General features: G+C 60.1%; 21 protein-coding genes. 15 read left to right on the forward strand and 6 right to left on the reverse strand.

The features are described from left to right. Positions 1-70: 70 nt before the first annotated feature. The 8 genes from FHW68_RS19985 to FHW68_RS20020 all read left to right on the forward strand — a co-directional run bounded on the left by FHW68_RS19985 (position 71) and on the right by FHW68_RS20020 (position 9,064). Positions 71-889, forward strand: coding sequence for an SDR family oxidoreductase (locus FHW68_RS19985; RefSeq protein ID WP_183682592.1), 819 nt, complete (start codon positions 71-73; stop codon positions 887-889). A gap of 130 nt (positions 890-1,019) precedes the next feature. Then, positions 1,020-2,024, forward strand: a complete 1,005-nt coding sequence (locus FHW68_RS19990) for a substrate-binding domain-containing protein (RefSeq protein WP_095634918.1) — start codon at positions 1,020-1,022, stop codon at positions 2,022-2,024. A gap of 66 nt (positions 2,025-2,090) precedes the next feature. Next, positions 2,091-3,635 carry an L-arabinose ABC transporter ATP-binding protein AraG gene (araG, locus tag FHW68_RS19995; protein ID WP_095634919.1) on the forward strand — a complete coding sequence of 515 codons (1,545 nt, stop codon included), beginning with the start codon at positions 2,091-2,093 and terminating at the stop codon, positions 3,633-3,635. Between the two features lie 9 nt (positions 3,636-3,644). After that, positions 3,645-4,613: an L-arabinose ABC transporter permease AraH gene (gene araH / locus FHW68_RS20000; protein WP_095634920.1), complete on the forward strand. Its 969-nt coding sequence runs from the start codon at positions 3,645-3,647 to the stop codon at positions 4,611-4,613. A 133-nt stretch (positions 4,614-4,746) separates the two neighbouring features. Beyond that, positions 4,747-5,460: a GntR family transcriptional regulator gene (locus tag FHW68_RS20005; RefSeq protein WP_095634921.1), complete on the forward strand. Its 714-nt coding sequence runs from the start codon at positions 4,747-4,749 to the stop codon at positions 5,458-5,460. After that, positions 5,457-6,455 (forward strand): ADP-ribosylglycohydrolase family protein, encoded by a 999-nt coding sequence (locus FHW68_RS20010; RefSeq protein WP_183682595.1) that lies wholly within the window; start codon positions 5,457-5,459, stop codon positions 6,453-6,455. The genes FHW68_RS20005 and FHW68_RS20010 overlap by 4 nt, the downstream gene beginning before the upstream one ends. Positions 6,456-6,675: 220 nt before the next feature. Beyond that, complete coding sequence (locus tag FHW68_RS20015) at positions 6,676-8,142, forward strand: cytosine permease (protein ID WP_183682599.1); 1,467 nt, start codon at positions 6,676-6,678, stop codon at positions 8,140-8,142. After that, complete coding sequence (locus tag FHW68_RS20020) at positions 8,135-9,064, forward strand: PfkB family carbohydrate kinase (RefSeq protein WP_183682602.1); 930 nt, start codon at positions 8,135-8,137, stop codon at positions 9,062-9,064. Before FHW68_RS20015 ends, FHW68_RS20020 begins: the two co-directional genes overlap by 8 nt. A 109-nt stretch (positions 9,065-9,173) precedes the next feature. On the opposite strand, the gene FHW68_RS20025 is transcribed toward FHW68_RS20020, so the two are convergent. The 4 genes from FHW68_RS20025 to FHW68_RS20035 form a co-directional block, all read right to left on the reverse strand. After that, positions 9,174-9,554, reverse strand: coding sequence for a Rho termination factor N-terminal domain-containing protein (locus FHW68_RS20025; RefSeq protein ID WP_183682605.1), 381 nt, complete (start codon positions 9,552-9,554; stop codon positions 9,174-9,176). A 96-nt stretch (positions 9,555-9,650) separates the two neighbouring features. After that, positions 9,651-9,905 carry a hypothetical protein gene (locus FHW68_RS20030; protein ID WP_095634926.1) on the reverse strand — a complete coding sequence of 85 codons (255 nt, stop codon included), beginning with the start codon at positions 9,903-9,905 and terminating at the stop codon, positions 9,651-9,653. Positions 9,906-9,959: 54 nt separating this feature from the next. Further along, complete coding sequence (locus FHW68_RS27335; protein WP_260296721.1) at positions 9,960-10,274, reverse strand: hypothetical protein; 315 nt, start codon at positions 10,272-10,274, stop codon at positions 9,960-9,962. A gap of 93 nt (positions 10,275-10,367) precedes the next feature. Then, complete coding sequence (locus FHW68_RS20035; RefSeq protein WP_095634927.1) at positions 10,368-11,024, reverse strand: HD domain-containing protein; 657 nt, start codon at positions 11,022-11,024, stop codon at positions 10,368-10,370. A gap of 356 nt (positions 11,025-11,380) precedes the next feature. Here FHW68_RS20035 and FHW68_RS20040 point away from each other — a divergent pair, with 356 nt between their 5' ends. The 6 genes from FHW68_RS20040 to FHW68_RS20065 all read left to right on the forward strand — a co-directional run bounded on the left by FHW68_RS20040 (position 11,381) and on the right by FHW68_RS20065 (position 17,243). Next, entirely contained in the window at positions 11,381-11,863 is a 483-nt protein-coding gene (locus FHW68_RS20040) for a GNAT family N-acetyltransferase (protein ID WP_095634928.1), read from the forward strand. 210 nt (positions 11,864-12,073) lie between these two features. Further along, complete coding sequence (locus FHW68_RS20045) at positions 12,074-13,066, forward strand: 2-dehydro-3-deoxygalactonokinase (RefSeq protein WP_183682609.1); 993 nt, start codon at positions 12,074-12,076, stop codon at positions 13,064-13,066. A gap of 19 nt (positions 13,067-13,085) precedes the next feature. Beyond that, the gene (locus tag FHW68_RS20050) at positions 13,086-13,706 is read left to right on the forward strand and encodes a 2-dehydro-3-deoxy-6-phosphogalactonate aldolase (protein WP_095634930.1); all 621 of its coding nucleotides are present in this window, start codon (positions 13,086-13,088) and stop codon (positions 13,704-13,706) included. 46 nt (positions 13,707-13,752) lie between these two features. Beyond that, positions 13,753-14,901, forward strand: coding sequence for a galactonate dehydratase (gene dgoD, locus FHW68_RS20055; protein ID WP_095634931.1), 1,149 nt, complete (start codon positions 13,753-13,755; stop codon positions 14,899-14,901). Positions 14,902-15,068: 167 nt separating this feature from the next. Continuing rightward, positions 15,069-16,379 carry an MFS transporter gene (locus tag FHW68_RS20060; RefSeq protein WP_183682612.1) on the forward strand — a complete coding sequence of 437 codons (1,311 nt, stop codon included), beginning with the start codon at positions 15,069-15,071 and terminating at the stop codon, positions 16,377-16,379. Between the two features lie 60 nt (positions 16,380-16,439). Then, on the forward strand, positions 16,440-17,243 hold the full coding sequence (locus tag FHW68_RS20065; protein ID WP_008012044.1) for an IclR family transcriptional regulator: 804 nt from the start codon (positions 16,440-16,442) through the stop codon (positions 17,241-17,243). Here the strand turns inward: FHW68_RS20065 and FHW68_RS20070 are convergent. Beyond that, a complete protein-coding gene (locus FHW68_RS20070) occupies positions 17,240-18,292 on the reverse strand; it encodes an NAD(P)-dependent alcohol dehydrogenase (protein WP_183682616.1) in 1,053 nt (350 codons plus the stop codon). The genes FHW68_RS20065 and FHW68_RS20070 overlap by 4 nt on opposite strands. A gap of 202 nt (positions 18,293-18,494) precedes the next feature. On the opposite strand from FHW68_RS20070, the gene FHW68_RS20075 reads away from it, so the two are divergent. Beyond that, positions 18,495-19,385, forward strand: coding sequence for an AraC family transcriptional regulator (locus tag FHW68_RS20075; protein WP_095634934.1), 891 nt, complete (start codon positions 18,495-18,497; stop codon positions 19,383-19,385). A gap of 163 nt (positions 19,386-19,548) precedes the next feature. Here FHW68_RS20075 and FHW68_RS20080 read toward each other — a convergent pair whose 3' ends face one another. Next, positions 19,549-21,213: an electron transfer flavoprotein-ubiquinone oxidoreductase gene (locus tag FHW68_RS20080; RefSeq protein WP_095634935.1), complete on the reverse strand. Its 1,665-nt coding sequence runs from the start codon at positions 21,211-21,213 to the stop codon at positions 19,549-19,551. Positions 21,214-21,751: the final 538 nt, after the last annotated feature.

A 21,751-nucleotide genomic window follows, 5' to 3' on the forward strand; every position in this document is an offset into this window, starting at 1 on the left:
CAACAGCTTTTTGACCGGACATCGACAGATCTCCGGTTTTCGTCGTGCCTTCCAACAGGAGTGTTGATCCATGGCTGAACCTCTTTCCTTGCCACCGGTGCCCGAACCGCCCAAGGGCGAGCGGCTGAAAAACAAGGTGGTGCTGCTGACCGGTGCCGCTCAGGGCATCGGCGAAGCGATTGTCGCGACCTTCGCCTCTCAACAGGCCAAGCTGATCATCAGCGATATCCAGGGCGAAAAAGTCGAAAAAGTCGCGGCGCACTGGCGTGAACAAGGCGCGGATGTCGTGGCGATCAAGGCCGACGTGTCGCGCCAGCAAGACCTGCAGGCCATGGCCGGACTGGCCATTGAGCTTCACGGTCGAATCGACGTGTTGGTCAATTGCGCCGGGGTCAACGTGTTCCGCGACCCGCTGCAAATGACCGAAGAAGATTGGCGTCGCTGCTTCGCCATCGATCTGGACGGCGCCTGGTATGGCTGCAAAGCTGTGTTGCCGCAGATGATCGAGCAGGGCATCGGCAGCATCATCAACATCGCCTCCACCCATTCCACTCACATCATTCCCGGCTGCTTCCCGTACCCGGTGGCCAAGCATGGCTTGCTCGGGCTGACCCGCGCCTTGGGCATCGAATACGCACCCAAAGGCATTCGGGTCAACGCCATCGCGCCGGGCTATATCGAAACCCAGCTGAACGTCGATTACTGGAACGGTTTTGCCGACCCCCATGCCGAACGTCAACGGGCTTTTGACCTGCATCCACCGCGGCGCATCGGCCAGCCGATTGAAGTGGCGATGACCGCTGTGTTCCTGGCCAGCGATGAAGCGCCGTTCATTAACGCTTCATGCATCACCATCGATGGTGGGCGTTCGGTCATGTACCACGACTGAATGCTCAGGATTTCAAGCGCGAAACTACGTCTGAAATCCAATCATCATACGATATGACTATTGGTTGCGTGCTTCGACCGCTGTATTGGCTTTCAAATAACGCTCAAAAAAAATAACAAGGAGTCAGCTTATGAAACGTCGTCGTGGGATCCGTTCCCTGTGCTGTGCCGCTTTGGCGGTTACCGCGGTCAGCCTGAGCAGCACATTGCTGGCGGCCGATGAAGTGAAGATCGGTTTTCTGGTCAAACAAGCGGAAGAACCCTGGTTCCAGACCGAATGGGCTTTCGCCGAAAAGGCCGGTAAGGACAAGGGCTTCACCGTCATCAAGATCGCCGTGCCTGATGGCGAGAAAACCCTCTCGGCCATCGACAGTCTGGCGGCCAACGGCGCCAAGGGCTTCGTGATCTGCCCGCCGGACGTGTCCCTCGGCCCGGCAATCATGGCCAAGGCCAAGCTCAACGGTTTGAAAGTGATTGCCGTCGATGACCGTTTCGTCGATGCCGGCGGCAAGTTCATGGAAGACGTTCCGTACCTGGGCATGGCGGCTTTCGAAGTCGGCCAGAAGCAGGGCGCCGCCATGGCCGCTGAAGCGAAAAAACGCGGTTGGGACTGGAAAGACACTTACGCGGTAATCAACACCTACAACGAACTCGACACCGGCAAGAAGCGCACTGACGGCTCCGTCAAAGCACTGGAAGACGCCGGCATGCCCAAAGACCACATCCTCTTCTCCGCACTGAAAACCCTCGACGTACCGGGCAGCATGGACGCCACCAACTCGGCCTTGGTGAAGCTACCGGGCGCGGCGAAAAACCTGATCATCGGCGGCATGAACGACAACACCGTGCTGGGCGGCGTGCGCGCCACGGAGAGTGCCGGTTTTGCCGCGGCCAACGTGATCGGCATCGGCATCAACGGCACCGATGCCATCGGCGAACTGAAAAAACCCGACAGCGGCTTCTTCGGCTCAATGCTGCCGAGCCCGCACCTCGAGGGCTACAACACCGCGAGCATGATGTACGAGTGGGTCACCACCGGCAAAGAACCGCCCAAATACACCGCAATGGACGACGTCACGCTGATCACGCGCGACAACTTCAAGCAGGAACTGGAAAAAATCGGCCTGTGGAACTGAGGCGTGGTTGATTTCATCGGCGGCCCTGGCGACGGGGCTGCCTGACCGGTGTGATGAGGTGGTGTTATGCACGCGCACGTACAAACAAATGAACAAGGCACTGGCGGCAGCCTGCGCTTCAATGGAATCGGTAAAACCTTTCCCGGGGTCAAGGCGCTGGACGGCATCAGTTTCGTCGCCCATCCGGGGCAAGTTCACGCCTTGATGGGCGAGAACGGCGCCGGCAAATCCACGCTGCTGAAAATCCTTGGCGGTGCTTATACGCCGAGCAGCGGCGATCTGCGGATCGGCGAGCAAACGAGGGTCTTCAAGTCCACCGCCGACAGCATTGGCAGCGGGGTCGCGGTGATCCATCAGGAGCTGCACCTGGTGCCGGAAATGACCGTCGCCGAGAACCTGTTTCTCGGCCATTTGCCGGCGAGTTTCGGCCTGATCAATCGCGGCGCTTTGCGGCAACAGGCATTGGCCTGCCTCAAAGGCCTGGCCGATGAAATCGATCCGCAAGAGAAAGTGGGGCGCTTGTCGCTCGGTCAGCGGCAACTGGTGGAAATCGCCAAGGCGTTGTCCCGTGGCGCGCATGTGATTGCGTTCGACGAACCCACCAGCAGCCTGTCGGCACGGGAAATCGATCGCTTGATGGCGATCATCGGGCGCCTGCGCGACGAAGGCAAAGTAGTGCTTTACGTGTCCCATCGCATGGAAGAAGTATTCCGCATCTGCAACGCGGTGACGGTGTTCAAGGACGGTCGCTTCGTGCGCACTTTCGAGGACATGAGCGCGCTGACCCATGATCAGTTAGTGACGTGCATGGTCGGTCGCGACATTCAGGATATCTACGATTACCGCAGCCGTCCGCGTGGCGCGGTGGCACTCAAGGTCGACAAGTTACTGGGGCCGGGCTTGCGTGAACCGGTGAGTTTCGAGGTGCACAAGGGGGAGATTCTCGGGCTGTTCGGCCTGGTCGGGGCCGGGCGCACCGAGCTGTTCCGGATGCTCAGCGGGCTCACGCGCAACACCGCCGGGCGCCTGGAGTTGCGCGGTCGTGAACTGAAACTGCGTTCGCCGCGCGATGCCATCGCGGCGGGGATTCTGCTGTGCCCCGAGGACCGCAAGAAGGAGGGCATCCTGCCGCTGGCAAGCGTCGCCGAGAACATCAACATCAGCGCTCGCAGCGCCCATTCCACCTTCGGCTGCCTGTTGCGCGGCCTGTGGGAAAAGGACAATGCCGACCAGCAGATCAAGGCGCTGAAGGTGAAGACGCCCAGCGCGGCGCAGAAAATCATGTACCTGTCTGGCGGCAATCAGCAGAAGGCGATTCTCGGTCGCTGGCTGTCGATGCCGATGAAAGTCCTGCTGCTCGACGAGCCCACCCGGGGCATCGACATCGGGGCCAAAGCCGAGATCTACCAGATCATCCATAACCTGGCGGCCAGCGGCATCGCGGTGATTGTGGTGTCCAGCGACCTGATGGAAGTCATGGGCATTTCCGACCGCATCCTAGTGCTTTGCGAAGGCGCGATGCGCGGCGAACTGACCCGCGAACATGCCAATGAATCCAACCTGCTGCAACTGGCGCTGCCACGCCAACGCGCTGCCGACGTGGCGAACTGAGAGGTGACTATGACTATCCAAAACAACGCTTTGCCAACCCCGCGCAAACCGCTGGACCTGCGGCGCTTTCTCGATGACTGGGTGATGCTGCTGGCGGCCGTCGGGATCTTCGTGCTTTGCACCTTGCTGATCGACAACTTCCTGTCGCCGCTGAACATGCGCGGTCTGGGCCTGGCGATTTCCACGACCGGGATTGCCGCGTGCACCATGTTGTATTGCCTGGCGTCCGGGCATTTCGACTTGTCGGTGGGCTCGGTGATTGCCTGCGCCGGCGTGGTTGCGGCAGTGGTGATGCGCGACACCGACAGCGTGTTCCTCGGGGTCAGTGCAGCGCTGGTGATGGGGCTGATTGTCGGGCTGATCAACGGGATCGTGATCGCCAAGCTGCGGGTCAATGCGTTGATTACCACGCTGGCCACGATGCAGATCGTGCGTGGCCTGGCTTACATTTTTGCCAACGGCAAAGCGGTGGGCGTTTCCCAGGAACAGTTCTTCGTCTTCGGTAACGGTCAGTTGTTCGGTGTGCCGGTGCCGATTCTGATCACCATCGTCTGCTTTCTGTTTTTCGGCTGGTTGCTCAATTACACCACCTATGGGCGCAACACCATGGCCATCGGCGGCAATCAGGAAGCGGCGTTGTTGGCCGGGGTCAATGTCGATCGGACCAAGATTCTTATTTTCGCCGTACACGGTCTGATCGGTGCGTTGGCCGGGGTGATCCTGGCGTCGCGCATGACGTCCGGTCAGCCGATGATTGGCCAGGGTTTCGAGCTGACGGTGATTTCGGCCTGTGTGCTTGGCGGGGTGTCGCTGAGCGGCGGGATCGGGATGATTCGGCATGTGATTGCCGGGGTGCTGATTCTGGCAATCATCGAGAACGCGATGAACCTGAAGAATATCGATACGTTTTATCAGTACGTGATTCGCGGTTCGATTCTGTTGCTGGCGGTGGTGATTGACCGGTTGAAACAGCGCTGACGGACATTCCTTTACCGATCATTCCCACGCTCTGCGTGGGAACGATCATTTAAAAGATTCTTCACCCACTTTCACAAAATATTCCTTGCCCGTCCCAACCCGTTTCAGCTATGACGGTACACCCGAGGTGTACATGATTAGACCGCTACGAATTGACAAGAAACAACAGGTGGTCGACGAGCTCGTCCGGCGCATCGAAAACGGCCTCATGGAGGACGGCGTTCCATTGCCGGGCGAACATCAGTTGGCTCAAGAATTCAAGGTCAGCCGCGGCACGCTGCGTGAAGCCCTGGTCGAACTCAAGCGACGCCACGACATCGCTACGCAAGGCGCAGTGGGGTCCATCGTCACGTTCGATGGTGTGGTGCTCGATCAGCGCAACGGCTGGGCCCAAGCGCTGGCCGACAACGGGGCGCTGATCAATACCGAAGTGCTGCGACTGGAGGCGGTGACCCGATCGGACCTGCTACCCCGTTTCGGCACCGATCAGTTCATCACGCTCGACCGGCGACGGCGCGGCACCGATGGCACGCTGGTCTCCCTTGAGCGCTCATTGATGCCCGCCACCGGAGGCCTGGAAGGGCTGCCGCGAGTCGGTCTGATCGATGATTCCCTGACCATCACGTTGGCCGCCTACGGCTACATCGGTGACCACGGGGATCAGTGGATCGGCGCCGAACCCTTGAATGCCGAAGACGCCGAATTGCTTGGGCGCCCGGAGGGCACGGTGTTCCTCAAGGCCCTGCGTACCACCTACGACCGTCAGAACCGCTTCATGGAACAAGTCGAAAGCCTGCTCGATCCGGTGCGCTTTCGTCTGCACTTGCAAATTGGAACTTCAAAATGACCGCGCACGACCGTGCCCTCGGCGCATTCTATGGACTGGCCCTGGGCGATGCGTTGGGCATGCCGACCCAATCCCTGAGCCGCGCCGAGATCAAGGCGCGCTTCGGTGAGATTACCGATCTGCAAGACGCGGGCCCCGATCAACCGATTGCCGCCAACATGCCCAAAGGCTCGATCACTGACGATACCGAGCAGGCGATTCTGCTCGGCCAATTGTTGATCGCAGGCAAGGGCCGGATCGAACCGGCGGAGCTGGCCCAACGGCTGATCGAATGGGAAACCAGGATGCGGGCCAAGGGCTCGCAGGATTTGCTCGGCCCCTCGACCAAACACGCTATCGAGATGATCCTCGCCGGCTATTCGCTGGAAGAGGCAGGCCGCCACGGCACCACCAATGGTGCGGCCATGCGCATTGCGCCGGTGGGGATTGCGGCCGATATTGCCGATCCCGAGCGTTTCATCCGCGCTGTGGTGCAAGCCTGCCAGGTGACCCACAACACCTCGCTGGGAATAGCCAGTGCGGCGGCGGTGGCGGCTGTGGTTTCCGCAGGGATCAACGGCATGGACCTGAGCGAGGCATTGAACCTTGGCCAGCAGATCGCCCGGCAAGCCGAAAGCCACGGCCACTGGGTCGCTGGCGGACGTATCGCGGCGCGCATCGGTTGGGCGTGGAGCATCAGCGTCGACTGCGACAAGGCGTTGCTGGCAGATTTGCTGTACGAGGTGATCGGCACGTCGGTGGCCTCGCAGGAATCGGTGGTGGTGTCGTTTGCGCTGGCCCGGCAAGTGGCGATCGGGCAGATGACGGCCTTCGAGGCGGTGTGCATGGCGGCCGGTCTGGGCGGAGATACCGATACCATCGCGGCGATTCTCGGCGCCATGCTTGGGGCCTGCCTGGGGCTTGAAAGTTGGCCTGTGGCGATGATCGAGCAGGTTAAAGCAGTCAATGATTTGCAACTGGAGCCGTTGGTGCAGGGGCTTCTGGCCTTGCGTTGACTGTACTGACGTCATCGCGGGCAAGCCCGCTCCCACAGGTACGGCGTGCATCTCAAGGTTTGTACCATTCCTGTGGGAGCGGGCGTGCCCGCGATAGGCGCGCCGCATACTTGAATTTTTCACCCGCAATGGAGCGCACAGATATGGCAAGGACCGCCGGAAAGTCATGTCGACTTCCCAATTGCCCACAACCACAACAATGGCAACAGGAGCAGTTTTCATGAGTTCATCGAACACCGGACAAAGTGCCGGGCAATTGGAAACCCGTGGCATCGAGCCGGTGCCGGAAGGGGAGTGCAACGGTCATCCGCTGCAACTGTTCTGGGTCTGGTTTGCCGCCAACATTTCCATCCTCGGCTTACCGTTGGGCGCCACGCTGGTGGCCTTTCGTGGCCTGGCCATCTGGCAGGCGATCATCGTCGCCATCCTCGGTGCCGCCGGTTCGTTCGCGGTGGTCGGGATCATCTCCATTGCCGGGCGCCGTGGGCGCGCACCGAGCCTGACGCTGTCACGAGCCATCTTCGGGGTGCGCGGCAATATTGGCCCCACGCTGGTCTCGCTGATGTCGCGACTGGGTTGGGAAACCGTCAACACCACCACCGCCGCTTTCGTCTTGCTGTCGCTGTGCTCAATTGTGTTCGGCTCGCCGGTGGAAGCCAAAAGCTCGCCGCTGCTGACCTTGGTGTTTATCGCGATTTTTGTACTGCTGACGTTGTCGGTGTCCGGCCTCGGTCACGCCACGCTGCTGGTCATCCAGAGGTGGGCGACCTACGTGTTCGGTGGGTTGAACATCCTGGTCGGCGGTTTCCTTTGCGCGACCATCGATTGGAGCGCCGTATTCAACGCCACGCCAGCGCCCCTGAGCGCAATGATCATCGGCATTGGCACCATGGCCGCCGGCACCGGCATCGGTTGGGCCAACGCCGGTGCCGACATGTCGCGCTACCAGCACCGCAGTGTCAAAGCCGTGCGCCTGGTGGCGTCGGCGGCGTTCGGTGCGGGGATTCCGTTGGTACTGCTGATTACCCTCGGCGGTCTGCTATCGGTGGGCAATAATGATCTGGCCTCGGCCACTGACCCGATCGTGGCGATCCGCGACATGCTGCCGACCTGGATGGCCGTGCCGTACCTGATCACCGCATTCGGCGGGCTGCTGCTGTCGAATAACCTGTCCGTGTACTCCGCCGGCTTGACCACGCTGACCCTCGGCCTGAAGGTCAAGCGTGTGTATGCGGTGGTGCTCGATATCATTGCGATCTTCGCCGGTTCGATCTACTTCATGCTGATCGCCGAGAGCTTTTACGGCCCGTTCATCACCTTCATTTCCTTGCTGGCGGTGCCAATCACGGCGTGGGTCGGGATCTTTGTGATCGACCTGATTCACCGGCATTACTACAGCCCCAAAGACCTGCTGGACGTCAGCCCGAGCAGCGCCTACTGGTATCGCGGCGGCGTCGAGTGGCGCGCCTTCGGTGCATGGGCGCTGGCGATCGTGTCGGGCTTCAGTTTCACCACCATTGGCACCACTGAACAAGATATCTGGTTCCGGGGCTTTCTGTCCGACTCCTGGCTAGGCCACAACGGCCTGGGCTGGATCGTCACGTTGGTGATGGCCGGTGGCATTTACTGGGTACTCGGCGGTGCCAGGGACCGTCGCGCTGCGTTGATCGAGCCGGCTCATGCCTAAGCTCTTGCATACCGGCCAGGTCATGATCGACCTGGTCATGGCCGTGGATAAATTGCCTCAATCGGGTGGTGATGTGTTGGCGCAATCTGCCCGTTTCGAGACGGGTGGTGGCTTCAATGTGATGGCCGCCGCCCGGCGAAACGGCTTGTCGGTGGTCTACCTCGGAGGCCATGGCAAGGGCCGTTTCGGCGACATGGCCCGGGAGGCGATGATGGCTGAAGGCATTCGCATCGGCATCGATCAGAGCACCGAGCGCGACACCGGACTGTGTGTTGCGCTGACCGAAGCTTCGGCCGAGCGCACGTTTATTTCCTGCATCGGTGCCGAGGGCGAATTGACCGCCCAGGAGCTGGCGAGTGTGCCGGCCGAGGCGGGCGATTTTGTCTATGTCAGCGGCTATAGCCTGCTGCATGGCGGCAAGGCTCAGGCGCTGGTGAATTGGGTGCTGGATTTGCCTTATGGGATCAAGGTGGTGTTCGATCCGGGGCCGTTGGTGGAATCGCCAGACGCGCCGCTGATCAAGGCCTTGTTGCCGCGCATCGATCTGTGGACCAGTAACGGTGTCGAGGCACAGCGGTTTACCGGGACGACGGACATTGGCGAAGCATTGCATCGGTTGGCTGAGCATCTGCCCGCCGAGGTAATGACGGTGGTGCGCGATGGGCCGCAAGGGTGCTGGATCAGCCAGCATGGTGACCGTCAGCATGTACCGGGATTCAAGGTCACGGCCGTCGACAGCAACGGTGCGGGGGATGCCCATGCCGGGGTGTTGGTTGCGGGGTTGGCGCAAGGTTTGTCGGCGATAGACGCGGCGCGGCGGGCCAACGCGGCAGCTGCTTTGGCCGTCACTCGTTGGGGGCCAGCGACTTCGCCGGGGGCGGCTGAACTGGATGCATTCATTCGCGATACTTTCGGCGCCTGATCAGCCGCTATCGCGGGCAAGCCCGCTCCCACACTGGACCGTGAACGATCCCCTGTGGGCGCGGGCTTGCCCGCGATGAGGCCCTCGAATCCACCCTCAATCCTGACCTTTAGCCCGCCTTGCGCAACGCCTCGATCAACTCTTGCTTGCGCATGCTCGAGCGCCCCGGAATCTTCTTCGCCCGGGCTTCTTTCATCAGGCTGTCCACCGTTTGCGTATCGCGCGAAGCCTTGCTGCTGCGCGGTTTGCCTTCTCGGGTGGCCACCGCGCGTCGGGCTGACTCCTTGCGATCCGCAGACTTGGCGCTGGCCGGCTTCTTGCGCCCCGAGCCGCCGGCGCGTTCACCGCCGCCCGACTGCTTATTCACCGTGGCCCAGGCGCGAGCTTCGGCTTCATCTTTGGACACACCTTTTTGCTCGTAGCTTTCTTCGATATGTTCGGCCTTGCGTTTTTGCTCGGCGGTGTATTTGTCTTTGCTTCCACGAGGCATGGGATTTCTCCTGGTTGTCGGCGCTGGCAAAGCCTGCGAACTTTTGCTCTTCAAACATGCACAGGCGAAAGACGCGCCTGTTGCAGCGCCTATCGGTTAGACATCCAGCTTGCGCGCCGCTTCCACCCCTGCGGCGCTGAGTTTGATCGGCAAATTCAGCGAGTGCTCACCCGCTTCGTTGCGGGTCACATGACCGTGCTGAATCAAGCCGCGATCTTGCAGAGTGGCGAGGGCGCTGGCCACGGTTTTCTCCCCCCGGTAATTGTCCAGAACCTCCTTGCCCAAGCCACTTGGGTGGGCGTGTAGCAGGCGGGTCAGGACTTCTTTTTCCAGGTTTTCATCATCGTTCATGGTTACCTCTTCGTCAGGTTCGACAGGTACTGCACGTGGCTCGCATGGGCGAACTTATGGACGGGTGCCAAGGCCTTCGGAACCCGAGCCTCCGGTGGTGGTTTTCGAGCCGATGCCGGTTCCGGCGTTGTCGGGAGTCTGGGGGCCGGGTGTCTCCATCCCGCTCTGAGCGTCCGCGTCGTCGTGATAAATCCGTGGGTCTGTGTCCGTCGGAGAAGGAGAGCGGCCGCTGTCCATGCCATTGGTGGTCGCAGATTCAGAGCTTTGGAGTGGATCGTTCGGGTCGCCCCCGGAAGTGCTGGTCGCGGCGAATGCGACAGAGCAAAGCAGCGTGGTAAGAGCGAGGGCGGTCAGTCGGGACGTGGTCATGGTGTCGTCTCCGTTGATTAGAATCCTTACCCGATATTGGTCCTCGCTGACCTGGATTGGTGCCTGATGAACGACGAGCGGTGCCACCCGGACTTATTGATCGACGCCGATTTCTTCCTTGAACAGCTTCATGAAACCCTTCAGGCGTTGGTGGCGAATCTGTGCCAGACGTTGACCGGTAACCGTTTGGAAACCGTCCGCCAAATGCAGCAACTTGGTCTGGAAATGATCGAGGCAAAAGCGCTTGTCGTCATAGTCCCGTTCTTTTGCCTCCGGGTCCAAAGGGTCATACAACGCACTGCCCATGCGCCCGGCGGTGTAGAAGGTGCGGGCCACGCCGAGCATGCCAAGGGAGTCCAGGCGATCGGCGTCCTGGATGATTTTCGCTTCGAGGGTGATGGGCGCGATGTTGGCGCTGAAGCTGTGGGCTTCTATGGCGTGAACGACAGCCGTGATTTTTGCGTCAGGCCAGTTCAGGGCTGTCAGTACGGTCGAAGCTTTCTGCGCCGCCAGTCGTGATGCCTGTGAGCGCAGCGGCGAGTTCTTCTCCACCGCCACGCAATCGTGCAACAGCACAGCGGCCAGCAGCACCTCAAGATCACCGCCTTCTTCGGCATGAAGCGTGCGTACGTTGTGCCACACCCGCTGCAAGTGCGACAGATCATGGGCGCCATCCTCGCCAGGTTCCAGCGCGTGGGGCAGCAATTCATAAGCCAGAGTGTGCAGCGGTGCGAAAGCGGCAGTGGTCATAAAAGTCCTTTAGTGTGGGAACACTTTTGTGACTTGGGGCTTGCCCCAATCCCAGTAAGTTAAGCCGTAAATGCGATCCGTAGCAGCTGCCGAGCCTGCGAGGCTGCGTTCGACTGCGAAGCAGTCGTGAATCCGGCTGGCGCGGTTTGTCTGAAGCACCGCAATGCCTGGTTTTACGACTGCTTCGCAGCCGAACGCAGCCTCGCAGGCTCGGCAGCTGCTACATAGAGTATGTTGCGATTGTGATTTCTTAACGTATCGACAATAGCCCCAAAACCCCGCTCCACCATTTCAAATGTGACGAGCGCCGCGCGCGGACTTAGTATGGCGTTTTCAACTTTTGACAAGGTACGTCCATGACGATCGAAATCCGCCCGGCAACCCCCAGCGATGCTCCGCAAATCCTCGCGTTCATCACTGAACTGGCGGACTTCGAACGTGCCCGCCACGAAGTCATCGCCAGCGTCGCCGACATCGAGCGTAGCCTGTTCAGCGAAGGCGCCACCGCCCATGGCCTGATTTGCCTGCGCGATGGCCTGCCGATCGGCTTTGCAGTGTTCTTTTTCAGTTATTCCACCTGGTTGGGCAGCAACTGCCTGTACCTCGAAGACCTCTACATCACCCCCGAACAACGAGGCGGCGGCGCGGGTAAAACCTTGCTGCGCCACCTGGCAAAGATCGCCTGCGCCAATGACTGTGGCCGTTTCGAATGGAGCGTGCTGGACTGGAACAAACCGGCGATCGACTTCTACAAATCCCTCGGCGCACAGCCGCAAGAAGAGTGGGTGCGGTATCGGATGGATGGGGCGGTGTTAAGGGATTTTGCCGAGGGCAATTGATTCCCTGAAAGATCGCAGCCTTCGGCAGCTCACAGATTGTGTTCGACCGCGCTATTGCGTCGTACATCGATCTGTAGGAACTGCCGAAGGCTGCGATCTTTTTTTTGTGTTGTCTCAATATGTGGGATTGATATTTATATATTGAGATTTTCGTGCGTCCAGGTTTATAGTCCAGCTCACTCACTGCCAAAAACCAAAACAGGTGAAGCGATGCTGGCGCAATTGATCGCGCTCGATTGGGGGACAACCTCATTACGTGCTTACAAACTCGGCTTCGGTGGCCAGGTGCTGGAACAGCGTGCGCTGTCGTCCGGCATCATGCAGCTGCCCAAGACGCCGCGAACCATCGCCGGTCAGGCATGTGCCGACGGTTTTGAATTGGCCTTCGATGAAGCGTGCGGTGACTGGCTCGATGCGCAGCCCGATTTGCCGGTGATTGCTTGCGGCATGGTCGGCAGTGCTCAGGGCTGGCGTGAAGCGGCCTACTGCGACACGCCGGCGAACGTCGCCAATCTCGGAACTTCCCTACAAACCGTTCGCAGTCTTCGCGGTATCGAGGTGCACATCGTGCCGGGCGTGATTCAGCGTTCGCGCTTGCCGAACGTGATGCGCGGCGAGGAAACCCAGGTTCTCGGCGCGTTGCAGAATCTGCCGGGCGGGGCGGACAACGATCTGTTGATCGGCTTGCCGGGCAGCCATTCGAAATGGGTGGAAGTGGCCGACGGCTGCATCGTGCATTTCGATACGTTCATGACCGGCGAAATCTTCGCCGTTCTCAGCGAACACAGCATTCTGGGGCGCACTCAGCAGCGCGGCGCCTCTTTTGATGGCGAAGCATTTGATCGTGGCGTGCGGGTGGCCCTGTCGGCGGACGGCGAGATCGGGCCGCTGTCGACGTTGTTCAGTGCCCGCAGTCTGGGGCTGACCGGTGAACTGAGCGCCACGGCGCAACCGGACTACCTGTCGGGCTTGCTGATCGGTCATGAACTGGCGGCGCTGGCCAACGTTCAGCGGTGTCGGCGCAACAGCGTTCATCTGCCGTCGATCATCCTCATCGGTAACGCCCAACTCTGTGCCCGCTACAGCCGTGCGCTCGACGCCTGCGGTTTTGCCCGGGTGACCCTGGCCGAGCAGGCCACCGAACGCGGGTTGTGGCAGTTGGCGCTCGCCGCCGGACTGATCACCACGCCCCCATCCCGTTAAACCTGACTGGAGGTCTGACATGCTCAAGCAAGCACTGGCACAAAACGGACTGATCGCAATCCTGCGTGGCCTGCGCCCGCAGGAAGCGGCAGCCGTCGGCGAAGTCCTGTATTCGGCGGGATTTCGCGTCATCGAAGTGCCGCTTAACTCCCCCGAGCCGTACGAAAGTATCCGCATCCTGCGCAGTAGCTTGCCCGCCGATTGCCTGATCGGTGCGGGCACGGTGTTGACGCCGCAACAGGTCGAGCAAGTGAAAGCGGCGGGCGGCCAAGTGATCGTCATGCCTCACAGCGATGCCAAGGTGTTGCGCGCGGCGAAAGCGGCGGGGCTGTTCCTGTCACCGGGCGTGGCGACGCCAACCGAAGCCTTTGCTGCATTGGCCGAGGGCGCGGATGTGCTGAAGATGTTCCCGGCCGAACAGATGGGCCCCGCCGTTGTGAAAGCCTGGCTGGCGGTGTTGCCGGCAGGGACGGTGCTGGTGCCGGTGGGCGGGATTACGCCAGACAACATGCCGGTGTTTATCGAGGCCGGGGTCAAAGGTTTCGGCCTCGGTTCCGGGTTGTTCAAACCGGGCATGACACCTGAACAGGTCGCAGTGAACGCCAAGGCGTATGTCGCTGCCTGGAATGCATTGCAGTAAGACTTCTTGGCGCTGCGAGCGCTGCATCTAATAAGAGAGGCAATAGATGAAAATCACCAAACTCACTACCTTCATCGTTCCGCCGCGCTGGTGCTTCCTCAAGGTCGAAACCGACGAGGGCGTGACCGGTTGGGGTGAGCCCGTGGTCGAAGGCCGCGCGCACACGGTCGCTGCAGCGGTTGAGGAATTGTCCGACTACCTGATCGGCAAAGACCCACGCAACATCGAAGACATCTGGACCGTGCTTTACCGTGGCGGTTTTTACCGAGGCGGCGCGATCCACATGAGCGCTCTGGCCGGCATCGACCAGGCGTTGTGGGACATCAAGGGCAAGGCTCTGGGTGTGTCGGTCAGCGATCTGTTGGGTGGTCAGGTGCGGGACAAGATTCGCGTTTATTCGTGGATCGGTGGTGATCGCCCGGCGGACACCGCACGCGCTGCGAAAGAAGCGGTGAGCCGTGGTTTCACGGCGGTGAAAATGAACGGCACCGAAGAGCTGCAATTTCTCGATTCCTTCGACAAGGTCGACCTCGCGCTTGCCAACGTCGCCGCCGTCCGCGATGCGGTCGGCCCGAATGTCGGCATCGGCGTGGACTTCCATGGTCGGGTGCACAAGCCCATGGCCAAAGTGCTGATGAAGGAACTCGACCCGTACAAACTGATGTTCATCGAAGAGCCGGTACTCAGCGAAAACTACGAAGCGCTGAAAGAACTGGCACCGCTGACCAGTACACCGATTGCCCTCGGCGAGCGGTTGTTCTCGCGCTGGGATTTCAAGCGGGTGCTCAGCGAAGGCTACGTCGACATCATCCAGCCGGATGCTTCCCACGCTGGCGGCATCACCGAAACCCGCAAGATCGCCAACATGGCCGAAGCGTACGACGTGGCACTGGCGCTGCATTGCCCGTTGGGCCCGATTGCCCTGGCGGCATGCCTGCAACTGGACGCGGTTTGCTACAACGCGTTCATCCAGGAACAGAGCCTGGGCATCCATTACAACGAGAGCAATGACCTGCTCGATTATGTGAAAGATCCACGGGTATTCGATTACGACAAAGGCTTCGTGAAGATCCCTAACGGCCCGGGCCTGGGTATCGAGATCAACGAGCAATACGTGATCGAACGCGCCGCCGTCGGCCACCGCTGGCGCAACCCGATCTGGCGCCATGCCGATGGCAGCTTTGCCGAGTGGTGATTTGACACCGTCCTTGTAGGAGCGAGGCTTGCCCGCGAAGGCCACGCCTCGGTCTGCTTGATTCTCATCGGCGTTCCCACTGACGCCTTCGCGGGCAAGCCGCGCTCCTACAGATTTTGTTGCGTTTCGTCCATTGACCTCAATAAACATAAAAAGAGGCACCCCCCATGCAACCGCAAACCCTCACCGGGCAGGCGTCGTTGGTGACGCCGAGCCGCAAGCGTTTTTTCATCATGGTCCTGTTGTTCATCACGGTGGTGATCAACTATCTGGACCGCAGCAACCTGTCCATTGCCGCCCCGGCGCTGACCAGTGATCTGGGCATCGATCCGATCCATGTCGGGCTGATCTTTTCCGCGTTCGGCTGGACCTACGCCGCCATGCAGATCCCCGGCGGCTGGCTGGTGGACCGGGTGCCGCCGCGCATCCTGTATAGCGTCGCATTGCTGCTGTGGTCGATGGCCACGGTGATGCTTGGCTTCGCTGCCAGTTTCATCGCGCTGTTCGTGCTGCGCATGGCCGTCGGCGCGCTGGAAGCACCGGCGTACCCGATCAACAGCCGTGTGGTGACGACCTGGTTCCCCGAGCGTGAACGCGCCACCGCCATCGGTTTCTACACCTCAGGGCAGTTCGTCGGGCTGGCGTTCCTGACGCCGGTACTTGCATGGCTGCAACATCAATATGGCTGGCACATGGTGTTTATCAGCACCGGCGCGGTGGGCATCATTTGGGCGGTGATCTGGTACGCGGTGTATCGCGAGCCCCGGGATTTCAAGGGCGCCAATGACGCTGAGATCGAGCTGATTCGCGAGGGCGGCGGGCTGGTGGATATCCAGGCTGAAGCCGCGAAGGCCAAGGCGAAATTCAGCTGGATCGACCTCGGGATTGTCCTGAGCAAACGCAAGTTGTGGGGCATTTACCTCGGTCAGTTCTGCCTCAATTCGACGTTGTGGTTTTTTCTGACGTGGTTCCCGACCTACCTGGTGAAATATCGCGGCATGGACTTCATCAAGTCGGGCTTGCTGGCGTCGCTACCGTTTCTGGCGGCCTTCGTCGGCGTGCTGTGTTCGGGCTTTTTCTCGGACTTTTTGATCCGGCGCGGTTACACGGTGGGTTTCGCCCGCAAGTTGCCGATCATTGGTGGCTTGCTGATTTCCACCTCGATCATCGGCGCCAATTTCGTCGAATCGACGCCACTGGTGATTGCCTTCCTCGCGCTGGCCTTCTTCGGCAATGGCCTGGCCTCGATCACCTGGTCGCTGGTATCGACCCTGGCCCCGGCGCGTTTGCTTGGATTGACCGGTGGGGTGTTCAATTTCATCGGCAACCTGGCAGCGATTACCACGCCGATCGTCATCGGCTTCCTCGCTTCCGGCGATTCGTTTGCCCCGGCGATAACCTATATCTCGGTTCTGGCGTTGTTGGGGGCGCTTTCCTACGTGTTGCTGGTGGGCAAGGTCGAGCGTATCAAGTTGTAGTCGCGGCCTTGGGGCGACCATAATGCCGTCCGTTCACTCGCTCAACGGTAAAGGCTGGATATGCAGGAAGATGCCCCAAAAATCGCCAAGGACGCCGCGCCGACCGGCACCCAGACACTGCTTCGTGGCCTGGGTGTGGTTCAGGCCGTCGCCAGTGGCGCTCGCGATCTCAAGGAAATCGCCCGGCTGATCGGCACAACACGCAGCACCACTCATCGTCTGGCCAGTTGCCTGGTGGATGAGCGTTATTTGCGGGTGGTGCCGCAAGTCGGTTATCTGCTGGGGCCGAAACTGATCGAGCTGGGTTTCCAGGCACGTGAAGAGCTGCCGCTAGTCACACTGGCCGGGCCGTATCTGGATGAGTTATCGGCGCTGACCGGCGACACCATTCACCTGGCGATTCGTGAGGGCGATGAGGTGCTGTACCTGCACAAGAATCCGGGGCGCAACGGTCCGGAAATGCGTTCGCGGGTCGGTCATCGCATGCCATTGGCGCGTACCGGGATCGGTAAGGCGCTGATGCTCGATGACACCCAGGAAGAATGGCAACGGCTGTACGAAATCAGCTTGCCGGTGGGTGGGAAAAACCAGTTCTGGCCGCAGCACCCGGAGCAATCCTGGGAGCAGTTCCAGCAGCGCATGATCGAGTACGTGGCTGGCGGGTACGCCTTCGACCTGGAAGACAACGAACCGTCGATCCGCTGCGTGGCGGCACCGATTCGCGATGCCAGCAAGCGCATCGTCGCCGGTATCAGCATCGCCAGCACCGTGCCGTACATGCCACTGGAAAAAATGGCCGAGCTGATTCCCCTGATCAAAGGGGTCACAGCCCGGCTGTCGGCGGAGCTTGGCTTGAAGGTTTAAACCTTCAGCGTCGCCATGTCGATCACGAAGCGGTACTTCACGTCACCGGCAATCATGCGGGTGTAAGCCTCGTTGATCTGGCGGATGTCGAGCATTTCGATGTCGCAGGTAATGCCGTGTTCGGCGCAGAAATCCAGCACTTCCTGGGTTTCGGCGATGCCGCCGATCAGGGATCCGGCCAACACGCGACGACCCAATACCAGTTTGGCAGCGTGCACCGGTGGCTCGATCGGTTCAATCAAGCCCACCAGAATGTGTACGCCGTCGAAACGCAAGGTATCGAGGTAGGGATTGAGGTCGTGCTGCACCGGAATGGTGTCCAGCAGGAAGTCGAAATGTCCTGCGGCGGCTTTCATCTGCTCGGCATCGGTGGACACGATCACGTGGTCCGCGCCTTGACGACGACCTTCTTCAGCCTTGCTCGCCGAACGGGTGAATAACGTCACCTCAGCGCCCATCGCCTTGGCGAACTTGATGCCCATGTGGCCGAGGCCACCCATGCCGAGAATCCCGACCTTGTCACCGGCCTTGACGCCGTAGTGCTTGAGCGGCGAATAAGTGGTGATGCCGGCGCACAGAATGGGCGCGGCGCTGGCCGGGTCGAGTTTCTCCGGGATACGCACGACAAAGTGCTCGCTGACCACGATGCTGTCGGAGTAACCGCCCATGGTGTTGCTGCCATCGACCCGGTCCGGGGTGGCATACGTCATGGTCGGACCTTCCAGGCAGTATTGCTCCAGATCCGCCTGGCAGGCTTCGCAGTGACGGCATGAGTCGACCATGCAACCGACTCCGACCAGATCGCCGACTTTGTGTTGGGTAACGTTCGCACCGATGGCGGTGACTTTTCCGACGATCTCATGGCCGGGCATCAGCGGGTAAACAGCAATGCCCCACTCGTTGCGTGCCTGATGGATGTCGGAATGGCAGACACCGCAGTAGAGAATGTCGATCGCAACGTCGTCGGCCCGTGGGCTGCGGCGTTCGAATTTCATTGGGGCGAGGGGAGTGGTGGCTGACTGAGCGGCGTATCCGATGGCGGTGTACATGGTGAACCTCGCAAAAGCGGTGACAGGTGAGGCGAGCCATTCTGGGCGCCGCACGGGTGACCGGCCATGGCGATTCCTCCGGGTGTCATGCCTAATCCTCCGGCATGCATCGTTGATTGGTCGCATTGGCGTGCAGACCTGCGATGATGCTTTCATCCCTTTTTTGCGACTTTTTTCGCGACTTCTTTTGAAGAGCTCCCTCATGTTGTTGACCCGTCATCTCGATGCCAACGCCACGCTGGTTTCGCTGATCCAGCCGCTGACCCTTCGCGATGGTTTCGCGCCCACCGCATTGCCTGGGGTGCAGGTTTTGCGCGCCAATTGTGATGTCGCCCGCGGCCCGCAAATCTACGAGCCGAGCCTGGTCATCATCGCCCAAGGCAGCAAATTGGCGTATCTGGGCCCGCGTACGCTTGAATACGGTGCCGGGCATTACTTGATTCAGGCGTTGCCGGTGCCCTTCGAGTGCGAGACGTTTTCGGCGCCGGATGGCCCGATGCTGGGCGTTTCCATCGCCATCGACCGGGTAATGCTGGGTGAGTTGGTGCTGGCCATGGGGCTGTCGCCGGGGCGCACCGTTCCCGCGCAGACGCCCGAGTCCATGACTTCGGCAGTGCTCGACGATGCTATGCGCGGTTGTGTGGAGCGGTTGTTGCGCTGCCTGCACGATCCGCTGGAATGCCAGATCATGGGCCCGGCGCGCTTGCGTGAATTGTTGTTCGTGGCGTTGCGCGGGCCGCAAGCCGATGTGTTGCGGGCGCTGGTGGAACAACAGGGGCAGTTCGCCCGGATCGCGGCGTCCCTGAGTCATCTGCATGGGCATTACACCGAGCCGCTGAATGTCGAGACCCTGGCCAGTTGCGCGAACATGAGCGCGTCGACATTTCATGAGCATTTCAAGCGCTGCACGTTGTTGTCGCCGGTGCAATATTTGAAGCGTTTGCGCTTGCTCAGGGCCCAGCAGTTGTTGGTGGGCGAAGGCTTGGGTGTGGCTCAGGTGGCGCATCGGGTGGGGTATCAGAGCACGTCGCAGTTCAGCCGTGAGTACAAGCGCTACTTCGAACGTAATCCGGGGGATGAGCGCGTCGCTTGATACACCATGAATCCCTGTGGGAGCGGGCTTGCCCGCGATTACGGTGGGTCAGTCGACTTCAATGTTGAATGATAAATCCTCATCGCGGGCAAGCCCGCTCCCACAAGATTGCGGGCAACAAAAAGGCCCCCGTATCGGGAGCCTTGATGTTCAGCAATTGAACTTACATGTTCGGGTAAGTCGGGCCGCCAGCCCCTTCCGGCGCCACCCAGGTGATGTTCTGTGCAGGGTCCTTGATGTCGCAGGTCTTGCAGTGAACGCAGTTCTGGGCATTGATCTGGAAGCGCTTTTCGCCGTCTTCCTTGGTCACCACTTCGTACACGCCGGCCGGGCAGTAACGCTGGGCGGGCTCATCGTACATCGGCAGGTTTTTGGCGATCGGAATGCTTGGATCGGTCAGCTTCAAGTGGCAAGGCTGTTCTTCTTCATGGTTGGTACCCGAGATGAACACCGAGCTGAGTTTGTCGAAGCTGATCTTGCCGTCCGGTTTCGGGTAATCGATTTTCTTGCAGTCGGCCGCCAGTTTCAGGCAAGCGTAATCCGGCTTGGTGTCGTGCAAGGTCAACGGCAGTTTACCGCCGAAGATGTTCTGATCGAGCCAGTTGAAACCGCCGCCAACGATGGCGCCGAACTTGTGAATAGCCGGGCCGAAGTTGCGGCTGGCGAACAGTTCGTCGTAGAGCCAGCTCTTCTTGAAGGCGTCGACGTAAGGGGTCAGCTCTTGCGTGCCGTCCAGGTCAGCGAACAGCGCATCGGCCACGGCATCAGCGGCGAGCATGCCGGACTTCATTGCGGTGTGACTGCCTTTGATCTTGGCAAAGTTCAGGGTGCCAAGGTCGCAACCGATCAGTGCGCCGCCCTTGAAGACCATCTTCGGCAGCGAGTTCAAGCCGCCTTTGGAGATAGCGCGTGCGCCGTAGCTGATGCGCTTGCCACCTTCCAGGTATTGCTTGAGCACCGGGTGATGCTTGAGGCGCTGGAACTCATCGAACGGCGAAAGGAAGGTGTTGCTGTAGGAAAGATCGACGATCAGACCGACCACCACCTGGTTGTTTTCCAGGTGATAGAGGAACGAGCCTCCGGTGTTTTCGGTGCCCATGATGTCCAGCGGCCAACCGGCAGTGTGAACCACCAGGCCTGGCTGATGCTTGGCCGGGTCGATTTCCCAGATTTCTTTCAGGCCGATGCCGTAGTGCTGGGCGTCGGCTTCGCTGTCGAGGTTGAAGCGCTTGATCAGTTGCTTGCCGATGTGGCCGCGGCAACCTTCGGCGAACAGCGTGTACTTGGCACGCAGTTCCATGCCCGGGGTGTACAGGCCTTCTTTCGGATTGCCTTCGCGGTCAACGCCCAGATCACCGGTGATGATCCCGCGAACCACGCCGTTCTCGTCGAACAGGGCTTCCTGGGCAGCGAAGCCCGGGTAGATTTCCACGCCCAGGTTCTCGGCCTGCTGAGCCAGCCAGCGGCACAGATTGCCCAGGGAAATGATGTAGTTGCCTTCGTTGTGCATGGTCTTGGGCACAAAAAAGTCAGGAATCTTCTGCGCGCTGTCGGCGTTTTTCAGAACGAAGATGTCATCGCGTGTGACGGGCGTATTCAGCGGCGCGCCGAGTTCTTTCCAGTCCGGGAACAGTTCGTTCAGGGCGCGTGGTTCGAACACGGCACCGGACAGGATATGAGCACCGACTTCGGAGCCTTTTTCGACCACGCAGACGCTGATTTCCTTACCGGCTTCGGCGGCCTTCTGCTTCAAGCGGCAGGCGGCAGACAAGCCAGCGGGGCCGGCACCGACGATGACCACGTCGAATTCCATGTATTCGCGTTCCACAGGCTATCTCCTACTCAAGGCTCAACAGTTTTTTTTCTAATTGGAGGTTTGGCGTTGCATCCATTATTTCCTCCGGCAAGCCGGAAGGGACAATGGATGATCCACCTTTCTCTCTAGGTGGCGCATTATATCTACACCACTCCTAGCGTCCAATACAAACGTTTGTTTGAATTGGCTCAAAGCCAGATAAATCAAAGTCACCGCGGCTTATGAGTGGTCATTTTGCCGTATTGACCGGAATAGGCGTTCCGGTCAAGATACGGGCGGTTTTGCGCTCGCCGTAGGCTTACTGTTGGTTTCAAGAGCACCTCTAAAGACAGGGCGATGGCAGTACAAGGTGATGCGCCGCGCAGGTTTTTCGCGCAGTTTACACGCCACGATAATGAATGACTCGTCAGTCACCACTGACGAACGGTTATCCGCCTCGTGAGCAAGGTTCACCCTTTACACCTGCCAGCGTTTTTAGAGGTGCCCTTGCGCCGATGAGCATCAACCGCCAGGTTCGCCTAGGCGACTTTCTTTTCACCGGAGAGTAACG

This window comes from Pseudomonas sp. Tn43, from assembly GCF_014192635.1.
Lineage (GTDB): Bacteria > Pseudomonadota > Gammaproteobacteria > Pseudomonadales > Pseudomonadaceae > Aquipseudomonas.